14 protein-coding genes are annotated in these 16587 nt (G+C 69.8%); 6 read left to right on the forward strand and 8 right to left on the reverse strand.

What is annotated here, in order from left to right; all coding sequences use genetic code 11:
- Window positions 1–52: 52 nt before the first annotated feature.
- A complete protein-coding gene (locus R3E98_19740; protein MEZ4425637.1) occupies window positions 53–2629 on the reverse strand; it encodes a serine/threonine-protein kinase in 2577 nt (858 codons plus the stop codon).
- Between the two features lie 168 nt (window positions 2630–2797).
- On the opposite strand from R3E98_19740, the gene R3E98_19745 reads away from it, so the two are divergent.
- From R3E98_19745 to R3E98_19755, 3 genes are all read left to right on the forward strand, one after another.
- Window positions 2798–3361, forward strand: coding sequence for an ECF-type sigma factor (locus R3E98_19745; GenBank protein MEZ4425638.1), 564 nt, complete (start codon window positions 2798–2800; stop codon window positions 3359–3361).
- Between the two features lie 133 nt (window positions 3362–3494).
- Window positions 3495–6119, forward strand: a complete 2625-nt coding sequence (locus R3E98_19750; protein MEZ4425639.1) for a protein kinase — start codon at window positions 3495–3497, stop codon at window positions 6117–6119.
- Window positions 6120–6253: 134 nt separating this feature from the next.
- The gene (locus R3E98_19755) at window positions 6254–6820 is read left to right on the forward strand and encodes an ECF-type sigma factor (protein ID MEZ4425640.1); all 567 of its coding nucleotides are present in this window, start codon (window positions 6254–6256) and stop codon (window positions 6818–6820) included.
- Window positions 6821–6823: 3 nt separating this feature from the next.
- Here the strand turns inward: R3E98_19755 and R3E98_19760 are convergent, their stop codons facing one another.
- Window positions 6824–8170: a hypothetical protein gene (locus R3E98_19760; protein MEZ4425641.1), complete on the reverse strand. Its 1347-nt coding sequence runs from the start codon at window positions 8168–8170 to the stop codon at window positions 6824–6826.
- A 218-nt stretch (window positions 8171–8388) separates the two neighbouring features.
- On the opposite strand from R3E98_19760, the gene R3E98_19765 reads away from it, so the two are divergent.
- Window positions 8389–9369 carry a hypothetical protein gene (locus R3E98_19765; GenBank protein ID MEZ4425642.1) on the forward strand — a complete coding sequence of 327 codons (981 nt, stop codon included), beginning with the start codon at window positions 8389–8391 and terminating at the stop codon, window positions 9367–9369.
- 61 nt (window positions 9370–9430) lie between these two features.
- Here the strand turns inward: R3E98_19765 and R3E98_19770 are convergent, their stop codons facing one another.
- The 3 genes from R3E98_19770 to R3E98_19780 all read right to left on the reverse strand — a co-directional run bounded on the left by R3E98_19770 (window position 9431) and on the right by R3E98_19780 (window position 11337).
- Window positions 9431–9988, reverse strand: coding sequence for a hypothetical protein (locus tag R3E98_19770; protein ID MEZ4425643.1), 558 nt, complete (start codon window positions 9986–9988; stop codon window positions 9431–9433).
- Window positions 9985–10632, reverse strand: coding sequence for a TetR/AcrR family transcriptional regulator (locus R3E98_19775; GenBank protein MEZ4425644.1), 648 nt, complete (start codon window positions 10630–10632; stop codon window positions 9985–9987). The genes R3E98_19770 and R3E98_19775 overlap by 4 nt, the downstream gene beginning before the upstream one ends.
- Window positions 10633–10707: 75 nt before the next feature.
- On the reverse strand, window positions 10708–11337 hold the full coding sequence (locus R3E98_19780; GenBank protein ID MEZ4425645.1) for a hypothetical protein: 630 nt from the start codon (window positions 11335–11337) through the stop codon (window positions 10708–10710).
- A gap of 185 nt (window positions 11338–11522) precedes the next feature.
- Between R3E98_19780 and R3E98_19785 the strand changes: the two genes are divergently transcribed.
- Window positions 11523–13208: a M1 family aminopeptidase gene (locus R3E98_19785; protein ID MEZ4425646.1), complete on the forward strand. Its 1686-nt coding sequence runs from the start codon at window positions 11523–11525 to the stop codon at window positions 13206–13208.
- Window positions 13209–13213: 5 nt separating this feature from the next.
- Complete coding sequence (locus R3E98_19790) at window positions 13214–14206, forward strand: NAD(P)-dependent alcohol dehydrogenase (protein MEZ4425647.1); 993 nt, start codon at window positions 13214–13216, stop codon at window positions 14204–14206.
- A 12-nt stretch (window positions 14207–14218) separates the two neighbouring features.
- Here R3E98_19790 and R3E98_19795 read toward each other — a convergent pair whose 3' ends face one another.
- The 3 genes from R3E98_19795 to R3E98_19805 all read right to left on the reverse strand — a co-directional run bounded on the left by R3E98_19795 (window position 14219) and on the right by R3E98_19805 (window position 16537).
- The gene (locus R3E98_19795) at window positions 14219–15403 is read right to left on the reverse strand and encodes an ATP-binding protein (GenBank protein MEZ4425648.1); all 1185 of its coding nucleotides are present in this window, start codon (window positions 15401–15403) and stop codon (window positions 14219–14221) included.
- 145 nt (window positions 15404–15548) lie between these two features.
- Window positions 15549–16304 carry a carboxypeptidase regulatory-like domain-containing protein gene (locus R3E98_19800; protein MEZ4425649.1) on the reverse strand — a complete coding sequence of 252 codons (756 nt, stop codon included), beginning with the start codon at window positions 16302–16304 and terminating at the stop codon, window positions 15549–15551.
- Window positions 16301–16537, reverse strand: coding sequence for a hypothetical protein (locus R3E98_19805; protein ID MEZ4425650.1), 237 nt, complete (start codon window positions 16535–16537; stop codon window positions 16301–16303). The genes R3E98_19800 and R3E98_19805 overlap by 4 nt, the downstream gene beginning before the upstream one ends.
- Window positions 16538–16587 lie beyond the last annotated feature (50 nt).

A 16587-nucleotide genomic window follows, 5' to 3' on the forward strand; every position in this document is an offset into this window, starting at 1 on the left:
GACTCCCCGCTCCGACCGGTGGTGTGCGGTTGCCCTAACAGGTCCCGTCGGATCAGCGCAGGCCCAGCGCCCCTTCCGCCGCTTCATACTGGGCCCGGATCGGCTCGGTCATGCGCGCTACATAGCGTGCCTCCTCCTGGGGCCGCGCCCACCGGCGGTAGAGGTGGCCGAGGGCGCGGAGGTGCAGCTGCGTCACGCCGTCCTCGTCCCCGCGGTCTTCCTGCAGCTGCGCGTACCCCGCGAGCAGGATCGACTCAGCCCGCTCGTACCGACCCGCAGCCGCGAGCGTGGTGCCCAGCTCCCGCTCCGCGATCATCGTCATGACATGCGCCGGTCCGTACTCCCGCCGGTGGAAGGGAAGGGTCGCCTCGAAGACGGACGCGGCCTCGTCCAGTCGGCCGTGTCTGCGCAGGAAGGCGCCCAGGTCCAGCGAGCGCGACGCCCAGGCTGGGCTCTCGGCGCCAACCTCGTACTCTCGTTGCGTCGCCTCGCGGAGCAGGACCTCCGCCCGGTCGACATCGCCTGTTTGCTCCAGCACCGCCGACCGCTGGGACAGCGGGAAGCTCCACAGGTCGCCCTCGACCGCGTAGTCGTCCGTCATCAAGCGCACGCCCTCCGCCGAGAGGGTATCGGCGGCCGCGAAGTCCCTCATGTCGATCATGAGCCGGGTGAGGTCCATGAGCGCGAGGCGGAAGTCCACGCTGGACGGTGGAACGAGCGCACGGTAGGCCCCGACGCTTCGCGTGAGCAGGTCCCGGGCACGCTGCAGGTCGGCGGGATCGCCACGGATCTCCCCCCGATAGACGTAGTTCCTGCCGAGCAGGGCCATCTGCCGCACGGTTTCGCGATCCGTGAGGTCGGTGGCGGTGCCAAGCAGCGCCTCCCAACGCTGCTGCGCGCTGTCCGCAGCCTGCGGACGGCCCTGCATGTGCAGCGCGCGCATCAAGCCCTCGTAGGCCCGCAGACGGACGCCCTCGCTCGAGGCGTCGTCGGGCCCCGCGACCAGGGAACGGTAGATGGACTCCCCCTCGGTGAGGCGATTCTGGAGCGTGATGTTCTCGGCGAGCGCGAAGCGCAGCTCGTCGCGGTCGGCCGCCTCCGGAAGCTCGACACCCGGCTCGTCCGTGAGCGCCAGGAGCCGGCGGAGCAACGGCTCCGCCTCGCCCGGCAGCGACAGGTTGTTGATGCTCGAGGCGATGGCCAGGAGGACGGTGGCTTGCGTGCCCACGTCGCCCCCGAGCGTGTCCACGCGCGCCGCGCCGCGCCGGAGCAACTCCAGGGCCGTGACGTCGGGGCCCGCGTCCGATCCGGGGTCGCCGGCCTTGAAGAGCCCCACCAGGAAGTCCGTCACCGTCCGCGCGCGGTCCCGCTCGCGCTCGGCGTCGCGGGCCGCCGCCTCCGCGCGGTCGCGTGCGGCCGCGATCCGGATGTTCTGGATCTGGGAGGTTCCCAGCCATGCGATGCCCACGAGGATGCCGGCCACGAGCGGACGGTGCCGCCGCACGAACTTCAACGATCGATACGCCCATCCACCAGGTCGGGCGAGCACCGGCCGTCCGTCGAGGTATCGCTGCAGGTCCTCTGCCAGCGCACCGACCGAGGGATAGCGGCGCGCCGGTGACTTCTCCAGGCACTTCAGAACGATCCGGTCGAGGTCCCCGCGCAGTCGCCGGCGCAGCGTCCGCGGGCCATCCGGGTCGGAGCCGCCACGAGGATTCTCCGATGGAGCGCGCGGCTCCTCGTCCGTGATGAGACGCGCAGCGTCCGCTGGGCTCAGGGTGTCCACGTCGAACGGGGGGACGCCGCACAGCAGTTCGTAGAGCAACGCCCCGACCTGGTAGACATCCGTCGCAGCGGTGGGCCGGTCTCCGCGAACCTGCTCGGGAGAGGCATAGGCCGGGGTGAAGACCTGGGTGTGGCTCCCGTCGGGCCTGGCCTCGGCCACGCGCAGCAACGCGGCTACCCCGAAGTCCAGCAGCTTCGTGCGTCCCTCCGACGTGACCAGCACGTTCCCCGGCTTGATGTCGCGGTGGACGATCAGATTGGCGTGGGCGTACTCGAGGGCGTCGCACAACTCGAGCACGAGCCGGAGGCGCCGCTCGAGCGATGCGTCCTGGTCCCGGACCCAGCGGGTGATGGGGAGACCGTCGACGCGCTCCATCGCAAACCAGGAGATGCCGTCCGAGGTGACTCCGGCGTCGAGCAAGGCGGCGATGCCGGGGTGCTCCAGCCGGGCGAGGATGCGCTGCTCGGCGTCGAAGCGGCGCTCCGCCTCGAGGCTCGCGAAGGGGCTGCTGATGACCTTGAGCGCGACGCGCTTTCCCAGCCCGGCCCGCTCGGCGGCGTAGACCCGCCCCATGCCCCCGCGACCCAGCTCCTCGAGGATCGTGTAGGGCCCGACCTGCCGGGGAAGGCCGGTGGGGGAAGCAGCGACCTCTCCCTCCCGCTGGATGACCTCCTCCAGGTCCGCCCAGTCGTCGTGGTCGTGGTAGTGCGCGAGCAGCTGCAAGGCCCGCTCCAGGAGTGGAGGATCCTGCGCACAGCGCTCTCGCACGCGTGCCTCGCGCTCAGATGCGGGTAGCCCGGAGAGTTCGGCGAAGATCCGCTCCAGGCGTTGGTAGTCGTCCATCGTCGCCTTCTCCTGGCGCCGCCGCCGCGGGGCACCCCTCCTCAGAGCGCGATTTCCGTACCGATCGGTCATCCACCGGGTCCGACGTTGACCGGTCGGGCCCCGCCCGCGCGCGTCTGGCGGATAGACCCTATGTTGCCACGGAACTTCGGACGAAGGAAGCCGCACATGGGTGCCGACGCCGACATCACCGCGTTGATGGAGCAGTGGCGCGCTGGAGACCCGATGGCCGAAGAAGCCGTCTTCCGGGGCCTCTACGGGGAGCTGCGCGAGATCGCGGACCGGCTCCTTCGTGGGGAGGCCGCCGGACACACGCTGCAACCCACCGCCTTGGTCCACGAAGCCTACCTACGGCTCGGCGTCTCGGACTCGCTGCCGGTGAACGACCGGCGGCACCTCCTGGCCCTGTCGGCCCGCGTCATGCGTCAGGTCCTGATCGATTCGGCCCGGCGCAGACGGCGAGCCAAACGGGGAGGTTCCGCGCGTTGGGTGACGTTGGATCCCAGGTGGGCGGGGGCGTCTTCGGAGCCCCTGGACGTGGAGGCGTTCGAGGAGGCCCTGGCCCGGCTCGAGGCGCTCGACCCCCGGAAGGCGGAGCTCCTGCAACTCCGCCATCTGGCTGGGCTTCCGCTCGTCGAGATCGCGGCGCTCACCGGACTGTCCTCGAGCACCGTGAAACGCGACCTGCGCTGGGCGCGGGCGTGGATCATGACGGAGCTGGAGTCGGCGTGAGGGAGATCCGAGCCTGATCCGCCCCTGATCTCTCCGAGCGCAGACTCCCGTATCCTTCCTCGCGGACGTGGGGTCCGGCGGGCCACGACCGCTGGGCGGCCCTATGTTGGATGGCCCGGACCTGCGAGCAGAGGTGGACGTGCACGAGGACGAGCTGGACCGGCTCAACGCCGCATTCGATCGGGTGATCGAGGCGGCTCCCGGTGAGCGCGAGGCGCTCCTGGTGGAGCTATGTGCCGGGGACCGCCACCTGGAAGCGCGGGTGCGGGCGCTCCTGCGGCACGACGAATCCGGCTCCACGCCCCTGGACACTCCGCTCGATCAGCTCGTCGCGGTCGCGTTGGAGGATGGCGACGTCGGGGCCCGGGTAGGGCCCTACCGACTGGTGCGCGAGCTGGGTCGGGGCGGCATGGGTGCGGTGTACCTGGCCGAACGTCGGGACGGCTCCTTCGAGCAGACCGTGGCGCTCAAGCTCGTGAAGCGGGGGATGGACACGGACGAGGTGCTCCGCCGCTTCCGGGCCGAGCGCCAGATCCTCGCCGGCCTGCATCATCCCAACATCGCTCGACTCTACGATGGCGGCGTCGCGCCCGACGGGCGTCCCTACCTGGTCATGGAGTTCATCGATGGGTCGCCCATCACGCGCTGGGCCGACGCACGACGGCTCCCCGTTCAGCGTCGCCTGGCGCTGTTCCAGGATGTGTGCAGCGCGGTACGCCACGCGCATCGCAACCTGGTCGTCCATCGGGATCTGAAGCCGTCCAACATCCTGGTGATGGAGGACGGCACGGTGAAGCTGCTGGACTTCGGCATCGCGAAGCTGTTGGGCCCGGGCGCGAACGGGGACGCGACTCGCGCGGAGCACCAGATCCTCACGCCGGCGTACGCCGCTCCGGAGCAGCGAGGAGTGGACGGGGCCGTGACCACGTCCACGGACGTCTATGCGTTGGGGGTCGTGCTGCACGAGCTGCTGACCGGCCGTAGACCGGACGCCGAGCAGCGGACGCTCCCGAGTCGGACCTTCACGTCGGGGCCATCGACGGAAGCGGACGGTCCTGGCGATCCGCTGGCGATCAGCCAGCGTCGCGCCAGCACACCGGCGCAGTTGCGGACGGCGCTGCGCGGGGACCTGGACGCCATCCTGCTGAAGGCGACCGCGGAGGATCCCCAGGAGCGCTACGCCTCGGTCGATGGATTCCTGGACGACCTGGAGCGCTTTCGCGAATCGCGGCCGGTGGGGGCGCGCCTACCCACGCGAGCCTACCGGCTGCGCCGGTTCGTGCGACGCAATCGCGGGCCGCTTGCCGCTTCCGCCGCGATCGGGATCGCGCTCGTCAGCGGCCTCGGTCTCGCACTCGGGCAGCGGAATGCCGCACGCCAGGAGCGCGATGCGGCCGAGGCGGTATCGGCCTACCTCGAGGGAGTGTTCGAGTCGGTCAATCCGGTGGGTCGGACGCCCGGCGCGGACACGTTGCGGGTGGCGGACTTCCTCGATCAGGCTACGGAGTCCGCACTCCAGGACCTGGACGATCAGCCCGCGTTGCAGGCACGCATGCTTCGGGTGCTCGGCCGCGCCCACTTCTCCCTCTTCGAGTTCGAGCGGGCAACAGAGCTTTGGCAACGGGCCTCCGAGGTGCGAGCGGCGGCCGCGTTGCCCGCCGATCCCGCTCTGATCCGCGCGCTGGGAGAGGTTGCGGTCGAGCGGGCGGAGTGGACGGCGGCCGACAGCTTGCTGCAACAGGCTCTGAACGAGGCCGGTCGGGCCACGCTGGAGCGCGCGCAGGTGTTGACGCTCACGGCGCGCAGTCATCTGTACCGCGACCAGTTCGACGCGGCGGAGGCGGCGCTGCTGGAGGCGATCCCCCTTCTGCGGACGCTCGGCTCCCAGGAAGACCTGGCCAACGCACTCTACCTGCGGGCCGGTCTCGCGTACGAAAGGGGGGACCCGGCAGCGGCCGTGGCTCCGCAACGGGAGGGGCTCACCCTGTTCCGACGGTCCCGTGGCGATGACGCCCAGACGGCCGTGGGTCTCACGAACCTGGGGATCTTCCAACGCGCGCTGGGCGACCTCTCCGCTGCGGACTCCGCGTTCCAGGCCGCGCTGGCCATCCTGGGAGACGGTCTGCCGGAGCATGCGGGCCCGGTCGTGGTGGCGCTCACCGAGTACGCCAACCTGCTCGCGGCGCAGGGCGACAGTCGTCGCGCCGATTCGCTCTACGAAGTCGCGGCCTTCCGCAGCAGTGGCGACGCCCGACGCCTGTCGGTCATCCTGGCCAACCACGCGCAGCATCGACTCCGGAGTGGCAACGCCGAGGGAGCGCTCGTGCTCGCCCGCCGCTCCGTCGAGGTCGCCGAGACCGTGTACGGAGCGGCTGCCCCCGCGACCGCCGGGCTCCGCATCGGGTACGCCCGTGCCCTGGACGCGGCGGGGGACAGCGCCGCGGCGGACCGGGAGTACGAGGCGACGCTCACCCTGATCGGCCCCGAAGGTCCGCTGGGGGCCCGTGTGGCCGCAGCGCGGGGAGCCGCGCGGGCGCTGTCCCGGCGCGGCCGGCACGCCGAAGCCGTGACAGCTCTGGCCGACCTGCTGGAGGAGATGCCCGGGGAGGGGTCCGCCGGGAGCGCGCAGTTCCGCATGCGGCAGGCAACGCTGCTGGAGATGGCCGCCGCATACGAGCGTTGGGGACGGATGGAAGAGGCGGCCCGATACCGCGCGCTGCAGGAGCAGGAGGCTGCCCGAGCGGAGGGTGGCCCCTGAACGGTCTCCGCGCCGAGGCATCGCGGTCGACCGGGACGGTGGGCATCGCCCGGGACCGCAGCGCTTGCCCGATACGGGCTGGCTTCGCCAATTGGGCCACGAGTCCACTCCGACGCCGGTTCTCCAGACCGCACGTGGCCGACACCAGCCCTGACGCAATCACGCAGCTCCTCCACCGCGCCCATTCGGGCGACGATGGCGCGTTCGACCAGCTCTTCGAGGTCGTCTACGACGAGCTGAAGCGCCTGGCCCAGGCGGTCCGTCGGCCTGGCGCGGCGGAGACGATCAACACCACGGCGTTGGTGCATGAAGCCTACGTCAAGCTGACGCCGTCCCGGCAGCTCTCCTGGGCCGACCGCAGCCACTTCTTCGGCGTCGCGGCCCGGGCGATGCGTCAGGTCCTGATCGCGGCGGCGGAGAAGAAGTCCGCCAAGAAGCGCGGCAGCGGTCAGGCGCCCGTGGCCTTCGACGAACAGCTGCACGGCGCGTCGGTGCAGCCCGAGCAGCTCCTGGACCTGGAGCGGGCCCTGGCCACGCTCGAGGTCGCCAATCCACGGCAGGCCCGCGTCGTGGAGTGCCGCTTCTTCGCCGGGCTCTCGGTGGAGGAGACCGCGGAGGCGTTGGGCATCTCGGAGCCGACCGTCAAGCGCGATTGGCGTTTCGCTCGCGCCTGGCTTACGGAGGCACTCGAGACTTCGTAGGCGTCAGCGGTTGGGCACCAGGCAGTGCAGCTGGATCCCACGGATGGTCCAGTCCGCCGCGACCGTGATCCCGTTGACCAGCCCATAGTCGGGACACACGAGGTCCACCTTCTCCTGCGTGAGCAGACCCGTGACCTGCATGCCCAGCCTGGATCCGGTGCGGCCGCCCCGTCCGTCGATGCTCGTGCAGCGCATGGACAGGCCGACGAGGATGGTGGATCCATCGAGCTTGTCGAGGTGGGCGGTGACGCCCTCGACCCAGGTGTCGCCGGCACACTCCCGGTAGTCGTTGAAGAACTCGAACTTCATCGCACCTGGCGACAGCGCGCGCACGATGTCCTGCAGCGTGATGGGGGCGGGAAGCGGCGCCTTGGCATGGAAGGCGTCGTCCTCCGTGCCCCACGACGCGCTCAGCCGCGTATGGCCCGCCGTCCAATCCACGCGAAGCGTGATGTCGGTGCACGCTCCATAGAACCGTTGCACCAGGTTGCGTTCGATCATGTCCGCCGTGATGCCCTTGACCCTGCCTCCACCCGGACAGGTGGCCGGAACGGTGGGATACCCGCTGTGTCCGCCGGCCCACCCGGTCGACACCTGAGTGAAGGTCATGTGCTCCACGTCGATGGTGTCGGCCACGACGTTCGAGACGCCGGCAGGACCGCGGGCACGGAGGTAGACGACCCGGCGTCCGGGAGGATCGAAGGGGAGACCGACCGTGGTATGGGTGGGACCCCCGACGACGCAGGGCAGCCAGGGCGCTCCCGCGAAGCTCGCATGGGTCGACGCCTGACACTCGGTGAACTGCCCCTCGATGCTGTATTCGAGGAATGCCGATACCAGGTTGTCGACGCTGGGAACGATCTGCCCGATGGCCGACTCGTTGCCGGCCGGGGACATCACGCGCAAGCTCGTGACGAGGGGGTTCGACAGGGCGATCTGGGCCGCGACGATCTCGGAGGCAGCGGCCTCGGTGCGGACCTGGAAGTACACGACCTTGGGGCCATTGGACGGGCTCAGCTCATAGGTGGGGCTCTCGCGGTAGAGGCGCCATTCTGCGCCGGCCAGTTGCGGCTGCTCCCCCGCTCTGTAGTAGACCGGATTCCCCAGGACCTGGTGCTCCAGGCGCACGGTGCGCAGGCTGGTGATGTAGCCCCCGCCATTCAGGCGGAAGTCGACGATGCGCGGTGCCAGCAGCGCGGGGTCGGCGGCACCCGCAGACGTCTTGGGTTTGACCTGCGCAGCGCTCGGCTGGGCACCCGTGGCGGCGAGCACGAGAACGAGCGGGAGCCAGGCGGCCGCCACGCGGGTCGGCGACGCGCCCCCCGTGGGGCGACGGTGACATACGGGCATGGGGCTTCTCCCGAGGCGGGTGTGCGTAAGGTCCGTGATCCGGCATACCGAGGTCGGGACCGCTGGGGATCACGGCCCAACGCACCTCGGAGGGATGTGGTCTCGGGCCTCGTGCGTCCCGGGACGGACGCCACCCTCGCGGGTGGAACGGGAAGTGGCGAGGCACACCCCCTGATCCCCGCCGACGCACGGTCCGGTATGCGGGGTGGATGCACCGAATGGGTCCGGACGTCCCGGCGGTCGTGCGCACCGCCATCCACCCGCTGCCGCTCCGAGGGTACGCCATGCGCCTCATCACCCACTCTGCCCGTGCAACAGCGCTGTTTCTCGGCGTCGCGTCGATCGCGATGCGACCCCCGCCCGGGGCGGCACAACAGGCGGTCGAGCTCGGCCGACGCTACGAGGGGGGCACCGCTCTGGTGTCGCCCGCCACGGGGTTGGGATTCCGTGTCCCGCCGGGATTCACGGGGGAGGTGGATCCCTCCAGCGAGCTGTTCCTGCTCTCGGATGGCGTGCTCACCGCCGCCGTGTGGGCGTACTCCCAGGGCACGCCCGAAACCGTGGCGGATGCGGTGATCGGAGACCTCGAGGAGCTGGGGTTGATGCTGACGCCCGACCAGGTCGAGTCGGAGTCCGGCGGCATCCGGGCGTCCTTCCATGCCCTGTCCGAACGCGGGCTGGAGCGCCTCCACGGCCGGGTGGCGGCGGGCTCCACCGGAGGCTCGTACGCCTTCGCCGTATTGGGCCCGCGCGACCGGGACGCGGCTCTGGTGGCGCTGGTGGATGCGTTCGCGCGCGACGTGGTCTGGATGGCTCCCATCACCCCAGCCTGGATGGACCGCGCGGCCGGGCTCCTGCTGCGTGCAGGATCCGACACGGGCACGTCGGTGGATCAGGGAGACGGCACGGTCGGCTCCTTCGTCCGTGAATCGACGACGGAGCTCTCCCTGTGTGGCGACCGTACCTACACGTGGCGTTCGGAGGGTGTCACCTACTTCTCCAGCGACGCGGCGTCGGCCAGCAGCGAGCACTCGGACGCACACGAAGGGACGTGGACGCTCGTGTCCGATCTGCTCGGCAAGGCCTGGCTGCATCTACAGCCGTGGGACCGCGACGCGCGTGTGTATGCGGTCCAAGTGCGCGGCGACGGTGCACTCCTGGACGGTCGGGACTACACGGTCTCGGAGGCGGGGTGCTGAGGATCGAGCTGCAGGTTGCGCTGGTTCCCCTCGCGACCGCCGCGTTCGGCGCGCCGAGCGTCTACGGCGCGCCCGGCGCGCCGCCGCCTCCCGGGGATCCCCGCCGCACGTAGACGAGCGGATCCAGCTCGAGCAGGCCGTCGTCCGGTGGGCCCGGCACGTAGCGCGCGTGGTAGCGCATCGTATCGGCTTCGGGGAGCACCACCGAGCTGTAGCCCTCGATGCTTCCGCCGATCAGGACGGCGTCGTGCCACAGTCCGCCGTCCCGCCAGACGGCGGTCCCCTCATGCAGCTCGCGGGTGCCACCTGCTGTGAAGAAGCGCCATGCGCCCGTGCGCGGGTCGACGAAGTAGGAGCCCTCGTACCGGCCGAAGAGCTGCTGGTCCGCTCCGCGGAGCTCGTTGCTGACGTCCACGATCCGTCCGGGGAGCCTCCAGCGGTAGACGAGCTGGCTGGTGAAGCCGTCCCCGGTGGCCATCCACGTGCCGATCAGCGCGTCGAAGCCGGACGGCCCGGCGGGGCCGTGCTCCGCCTGCGCAGCCAGGAGGTTGGGAAAGGCGAGGCCAACCAGCAGGAGAGGGAGGAGGGCCAGGGGCCGGAGCGGTCGAGGGCGGTTCATTCGGTGGCCTCGGCGGTCAGGTGGTCCAGGTAGGCGCGAAGGTGACGGACGGACGCGTCGAACGGTGCGATGCTCCGACTCGCGCGGGCCTGCATGACGGCCCCTTCCATCACGGTCAGCACGAAGGTCGCGAGCGTCGCGTGCACGTCTGCCGGCTGCGAGGGCAACGCGGCGGCCAGGCACGCTTCCACCCGGGCGCACCACGCCCGGAAGTTTCGTTGCAACCCCTCGCGCACCTCCGGCCCCAGGTCGGAGACCTCGAGCGCCAGATTGCCGATCGGACACCCGCCCACGAATCCCGTGGCGAGAAGTGCCTCCCGATAGACGTCCAGCAGGGCCCCGATCCGCGCCAGCGGGTCCCTCGTGCGGGAGAACGCCGGCTCCACGATCACCGGGTCCAGGAGCTCGAGGTAGTGGTCCAGGACCGCGAGGAGCAGCGCCTCCTTGGACCGGAAGAAGTGGTACAGGCTGCCGCTGCCCGCCCCGGCCTCCGCCAGGATCCGGGAGATCCCCGTGGCATGGTAGCCGTGGGCCCAGAAGAGCTCCCGGGCCGTGGCGACCAAGCGCTCGCGGGTGTCGCTTTGTTGATCGATCACTAAAGAAGAGTAGCGGGCCCCTCCGCGCCACGTCAATTCGTCGGGCACGGCGGTGGCGGGGAGGGGGGAGGCGGCGGTTGGCGCCGTGGTCGCCGATGCCGCCACGGATGGCTGCCGTCGGCGCTACCCTGCGACGGTCACCACCACCTTGTGGAAGTACCAGCTCAGCGCCTGGCTCTTGGGGTTCGTCTGCATGAACGTGACCGAGTAGGAGCCCGAGTAGCCCGGGTGCGGGTCGATGACCTCCGTGAGCACCTTCGTCGAGGATCCGACCGAGATGTCCTTGTGCGACCCGGGGCTGGGGACGACGCGGAACTGATAGGTGCCCGACTGGACGCAGGTGAGGTAGAGCTCCACAAGGTGCTTCTTGCCCGGCTCGATCAGGCCGAACTCCACCTGCACGGTGGGCTGCGTGATCTGCCAGTACTTGGAGCTGAACAGGGCGAGCCCCGTCTTCGGCTTCCCGGCGCTGGACCAGCTCACCTCGCCGGCCTGCACCATCATCGGTGAGAAGAACTCGAGCGCATCATCGCCCTTCCGTGGAACCGAGGGGCTCAGCGTCAGACCGGTGGAGACGAGCCGCGGAGGCACGCCCAGGAGCTTGCCCCGCGTGGTCGCGGTCAACTCGGGGGTCTCCGAGACCTGGAGCGCGCGGGGCGTCACGCCCAGCGCACGAGCGACCTTCGTGAGGCGCTCCTGTTCGGGCGTGGAGCGTCGGGCGGTGGTGGAACGCGTACGGACGGTGGTGGCCATCGGTCTCTCCGTTCGAGGGGTCCGTGCTTCGACAGGCGCGATCCGGCGCGCGGACCGGCCAGGTGGCGGGAGTCGGTCGGTGCCGGCACAATGAGCGGCCATCCCCTTGGATCCCCGCAGGTCGGGCGCCTTTCGCGCCGGATCCAGGCGGGTAGCCCCCGTCGCCGCTCCACCGCGGAGGACCGATGATGCGTCGTGCCGGCTCTACGTCCCACGCCCGGATCCGCCGCGGCTGCAGTCTGGTCGCGGCCCTGGCCGCCGTGGCGGCCGTACCGCAGCCTACGGCCGCGGTTCACGATCCCTATCCCCGGCGCGAAGGCATCGACGTCGAGGCCTACCGCTTCGAGCTGACGCTCAGCGATACGGTCGATGCATTCACCGGCCGCGCCACCGTGACGGTCCGGTTCACGCAGGACGGGGTGGCGGCCCTGCCGTTGGACCTCACGGGCGTGCAGGCGGATGGGCGCGGGATGACGGTGACGGCGGTCACGGCGGAGGGGCGGCCGCTGACGTTCACGCACGTGGACGACGTGCTGGACATCCGGTTGGCCGAACCGTCCGTGGCCGGCTCGCGGGCGCAGATCGTCATCGACTACCACGGTACACCCACGACGGGGCTGCACATCGGGCCCAACAAGCACGGGGAGCGCACGTGGTTCAGCGACAACTGGCCGAACCGCGCGCGCGCCTGGCTGCCGACCATCGACCACGTCTCGGACAAGGCCGCCAACGAGCTCGTGGTGGTGGCGCCCGCACACTACCAGGTGGTCTCCAACGGCCTGCTGGTGGAGGAGACCGACCGGGCGGACGGCACCCGCCTCACGCATTGGAGGAACACCGTACCGATCGCGCCCTGGCTGTACGTGCTGGGTGTGGCGCGCTTCGCCGTGCAGCACCTGGACACCGTGGATGGGGTGCCCATCCAGACCTGGGTCTACGCCCGCGACCGTGACGCGGGCTTTTATGACTTCGCGGTGCCCACGCGCGCAGCGATGCAGTACTACCAGTCCTACGTGGGGCCGTACGCCTACGAGAAGCTGGCGAACATCACGTCGCCCGTGACCGGGGGAGGCATGGAGGCCGCCTCCGCCATCATGTACCACGAGGACGCCGTGACGGGTGAGCGCACCACCCGCTGGCGCAACGTCATCATCCACGAGATCGCCCACCAGTGGTTCGGCAACGCGGTCACGGAGTCCGACTGGGACGACGTCTGGCTGTCCGAGGGGTTCGCCACCTACTTCACGCTGCTGTTCATCGAACATGCGTACGGTCGCGATGAATTCGTGGATGGACTTCGCAGCGCGGCCGAGCGCGTCTGGGCCTGGTACGACGAGAACCCGGACTACCGCATCGTCCACGACAACCTGGACGACATGGGTCGGGTGACCAGCATCGCCACCTACCAGAAGGGCGCCTGGGTGCTGCACATGCTGAGGAAGCGTCTGGGAGACGAAGCGTTCCATGAGGGCATCCGGCGCTACTACGCCCGCTTCTACAATGCCAACGCGACCACGCTCGACTTCCGGCAGACGATCGAGGAGGCGTCGGGTCAGGACCTGGAGGTGTTCTTCGAGCAGTGGCTCTACCGCGGTGGGAACCCACGGCTGGAAGGCGCGTGGTGGTACGATGCCGCGCGGCGCGCGGTCGTTGTGGAGCTGCGCCAGACGCAGGCGGGAGCGCCGTTCCACCTGCCGTTGGAGGTCGGGATCTACTCCGGGGGCCAGCGCACGCCCGTGCGCCTCGAGACCGTGGAGCTGACCGGCCGGGAGCATCGGTTCGAGCTGCCGGTGGACGCCGAGCCCGCGGACGTGCGGCTCGATCCGGGCGCGTGGGCCTTGTTCCGCGGTGGCATGGAACGGAGCCGGTAGCGGGCGTGCGCGCGGCCGTCCGCACCGGGTACGGTGGACCCGATGTCCTCCACCTGGCCGAGCTTCCGACTCCGGAGCCCGGTCCGGGCGAGGTCCGGGTGCGCGTCCGGGCCACCTCCGTCACCTACGGAGATCTGACCGCCCGTGACTTCCCCGGCGTGGGCCCGGACCGGTTCAACATGCCGGCGCCGCTGTTCTACGCAGCGCGCCTGCAGTTCGGGTGGTCGCGTCCCCGCAATCCGGTCCTGGGAAGCGAGTACGCGGGCGAAGTGGACGCCGTAGGGACCGGGGTGACGGCGTTCGCGCCGGGGGACCGCGTGCTCGGATACCGCGGCCCGCGCATGGGCGCCTACGCCGAGTACCTCGTCGAGAAGGCGGACGGCATGATCGCGCGCCTCGCCGACGGGATCGCGTTCGAAGACGCGGCCGTGCTTCCCTATGGCGGCACGACCGCGCTCGCGCTCCTGGACGCGGTGGACCTGCGCGCGGGGGAGCACGTCCTGATCGTGGGCGCTTCGGGCTCCATCGGCATGGCTGCGGTGCAGATCGCCAGCGACCGCGGTGCCCACGTCGTCGGCGTGGCCGGACCGCGCAATCAAGCGTGGGTGCGTGCGCTCGGCGCCGAGGAGGTGCTGGATCACACCCGGGACGACCCCAGCGCGGGGGGGCCGCGCTACGAGCTGGTCTTCGACGTGCGCGGCCGCCTGGGCTTCGCGCGCGCCCGACGTGTGCTCACCCCGCACGGGCGCTACCTACCCGTGAGCTTCAAGCTGCCGCTCCTGGTGGACGCGCTGCGCACGCGCCGCGCGCAGGGGCCGCGTGTGCGGATCGTGCTGGCGCCGGAGCGGCCGGACGACATGCGCACGGTCGCCCGGATGATCGCGGAGGGGAGCCTGCGCGCGCACCGCGACCGCACCTGGGAGCTGGCGGAGGCCGCCGAGGCGCACCGGTATGCGGAGAGCGGCGCGAAGTCGGGGCAGGTGGCGCTGAGGGTGTAAGCGGGAGGGAAGCTAGGCCACCCAGTGCTCCACGGGCTCGGACAGGAACTCCGTGAGCGGGATCCCATCGCCACCGACGAGCAGCGTCCGCTCCGGAGTGAACCGCTTGCGGAATTCGTCCATGCCCGGCGCGGACGCAGCGTCCGGCGAGCTCTTGACCTCGATGGCCGTGCGTCGTCCGCGATGCTCCACGATGAAGTCGACTTCGTGTCCTCGGTCGCGCCAGTAGTACACGGTGCTGTCGCCGGACATCGCTGCATTGGCGAGGTGCGCACCCACCGCCGATTCGACGAGGCGTCCCCATGCGGCGGCGTCCGCCCGGACTTCGGAGAAGCCCAGCCCGCTCTGGGCGGACATCAGCGCCGTGTTGAAGACCTGGAGCTTGGGGCTCGACGCACGTCGGCGCACCTGCTCGCCCGCGAACTTCTGGAGACCGGTGAGCATCCCCGCTCGCGATAGGAGGTCGAGGTAGTGGGCCAGTGTCGTCGTGTTCCCGGCGTCCTGGAGTTGACCCAGCATCTTCGTGTAGGAGAGGATCTGCCCGGAGTAGCGGCAGCCGAGCTCGAACAGGCGACGAAGCAGTGCGGGTTTGTCGACGCGCGTCAACAACAATACGTCGCGTGCGAGGGTGGTCTCGATGAGGGATTCCCGGACATAGCGGGCCCAGCGGTCCGGTTCGGTGATCAGCGGTGCCGCTCCTGGATAGCCGCCGTAGAACACGAAGTGCTCCACGCTCCAGCCGAAGGCACCCCCCATCTCGGATAGGCTCCAGTGGGGCAGGTGGAGAATCTCGAAGCGGCCGGCGAGGCTTTCGGTGAGCCCCTGCTCGATGAGCCATGGGGCGGACCCCAGCAGGACCACCTTCAAGTCACGCTCGGCTGCGGTGTCCTCATCCCATAGGCGTTTCACCGATTCGGCCCATCCGGATGCCTTCTGGACCTCGTCGATGACCAGGATCCCGGGCCCGCGGCCGGACTCGAGGCGGGCGGCGTCCCACTGCTGGGCGATCCAGCCCGCGCCCCGCAAGGTGGGTTCGTCCGCGGAAACCGAGCGGACCGGGATCTCCATGCCTGCCATGACCTGGCGCACCAACGTGGTCTTTCCGACCTGGCGTGGTCCCGCCACGACCTGGATGAACCGCCGGGGTTCGGCAAGACGGCGGGAGAGCTCGTCGGCGTCCCTCCGGACGAACGGCATCGTTTTACTCAATATTGTGAGTAATTTTACTCAATACATTGAGTATATCGATCGGGGTGAGGTTGGCAAGACCTCGTCTGGCGTTCCCCGGCGAGGGCGCCGAGGGGGGCCATCCTCGTGTCGTCCGGCGGTTCCCCGAGGGCGGTCAGCGAGTGGGACCGCGCGTGAAGAGGAGGATGGCCCCGGTCGGATACACGATCGTCTCGTTGGGCAGGATGACGGTCACCGACTCGATCATGTCGAGCGGCAGGATCGAGATCACGTCCCCCGCCAACGGGTACCCATCCATGTAGACCCGTAGGCAGTATCGGTTGCGGAGGAAGAAGCAGGGGCCGCTGTTGCCTTCACGGATGGAGACGAAGAGGGAAGGAGTGGACCGGATCAGGTCGACGAGGTTGTTTCCCCGCTCGAGTTGCTTGACGATCTCATCTCGCAGGATGGGCCGACGTGCGAGCGAGCGGGGGCTGCGTCCGATCCGGAACTGGATCTGGTCGAGTGCCCGCTCTCGCCGCTCCGCGGTGACGGTGATCCCCTCCATCTCGATCGGGTCCAGAAGCAATTCGATGTCCACTCCGTAGGTCGCATCTTCCCTACGCGCCATCAAGGGAGGGCTGAGGAAAGGGAAATAGCCGAGGTGCTGCACGAGGATCATCAGCTCTCCCGGACGATCGGCCCGCAGTGCGTACTCGCCGGCCTCCGCCGTCAAGGCGGTGGACACGACGCTGGAATCCTCCGCGTGCAGGAGCTGTATCAGCGCGGCCGAGACCGGAAGGCCCGTCGCCGCATCCACGACGTTCCCGACGATGGTCTGGCCGTCCACGGGGTGCGCGAGCAACAGCGGGACGGCGGCAAGCGCGATCGCCACCTTGCCGAGCCAGACGGTGCTGTCCGATCGGTTCATCGTTTCACATGCAGCGACCATATCCGTATGCTCGGTTGACCCGTTTCCGACACGCGGTTCTCGAACGCGGCACCCGAGCCAGCGAAGCCGCTCAAGAGGTCGGGAAGCCGAGTTCGCGCGTGCACGGTACCCAGATCCAGATCCCAGACCTCGATCCGGGTCTCATAGACCGAAGAAAGTCCGTCGGGTGCGCTCCAGATCACCTTGCCGGACGGACTCCTGGTCTCTTTCATGGCTGACCTCCAATCCGGACGTAGGCTCCAAAGCAGGATGACAAGAAGTC

The sequence above is a fragment of the Gemmatimonadota bacterium genome (assembly GCA_041390125.1).
Lineage (GTDB): Bacteria > Gemmatimonadota > Gemmatimonadetes > Longimicrobiales > Gaopeijiaceae > JAGQIF01.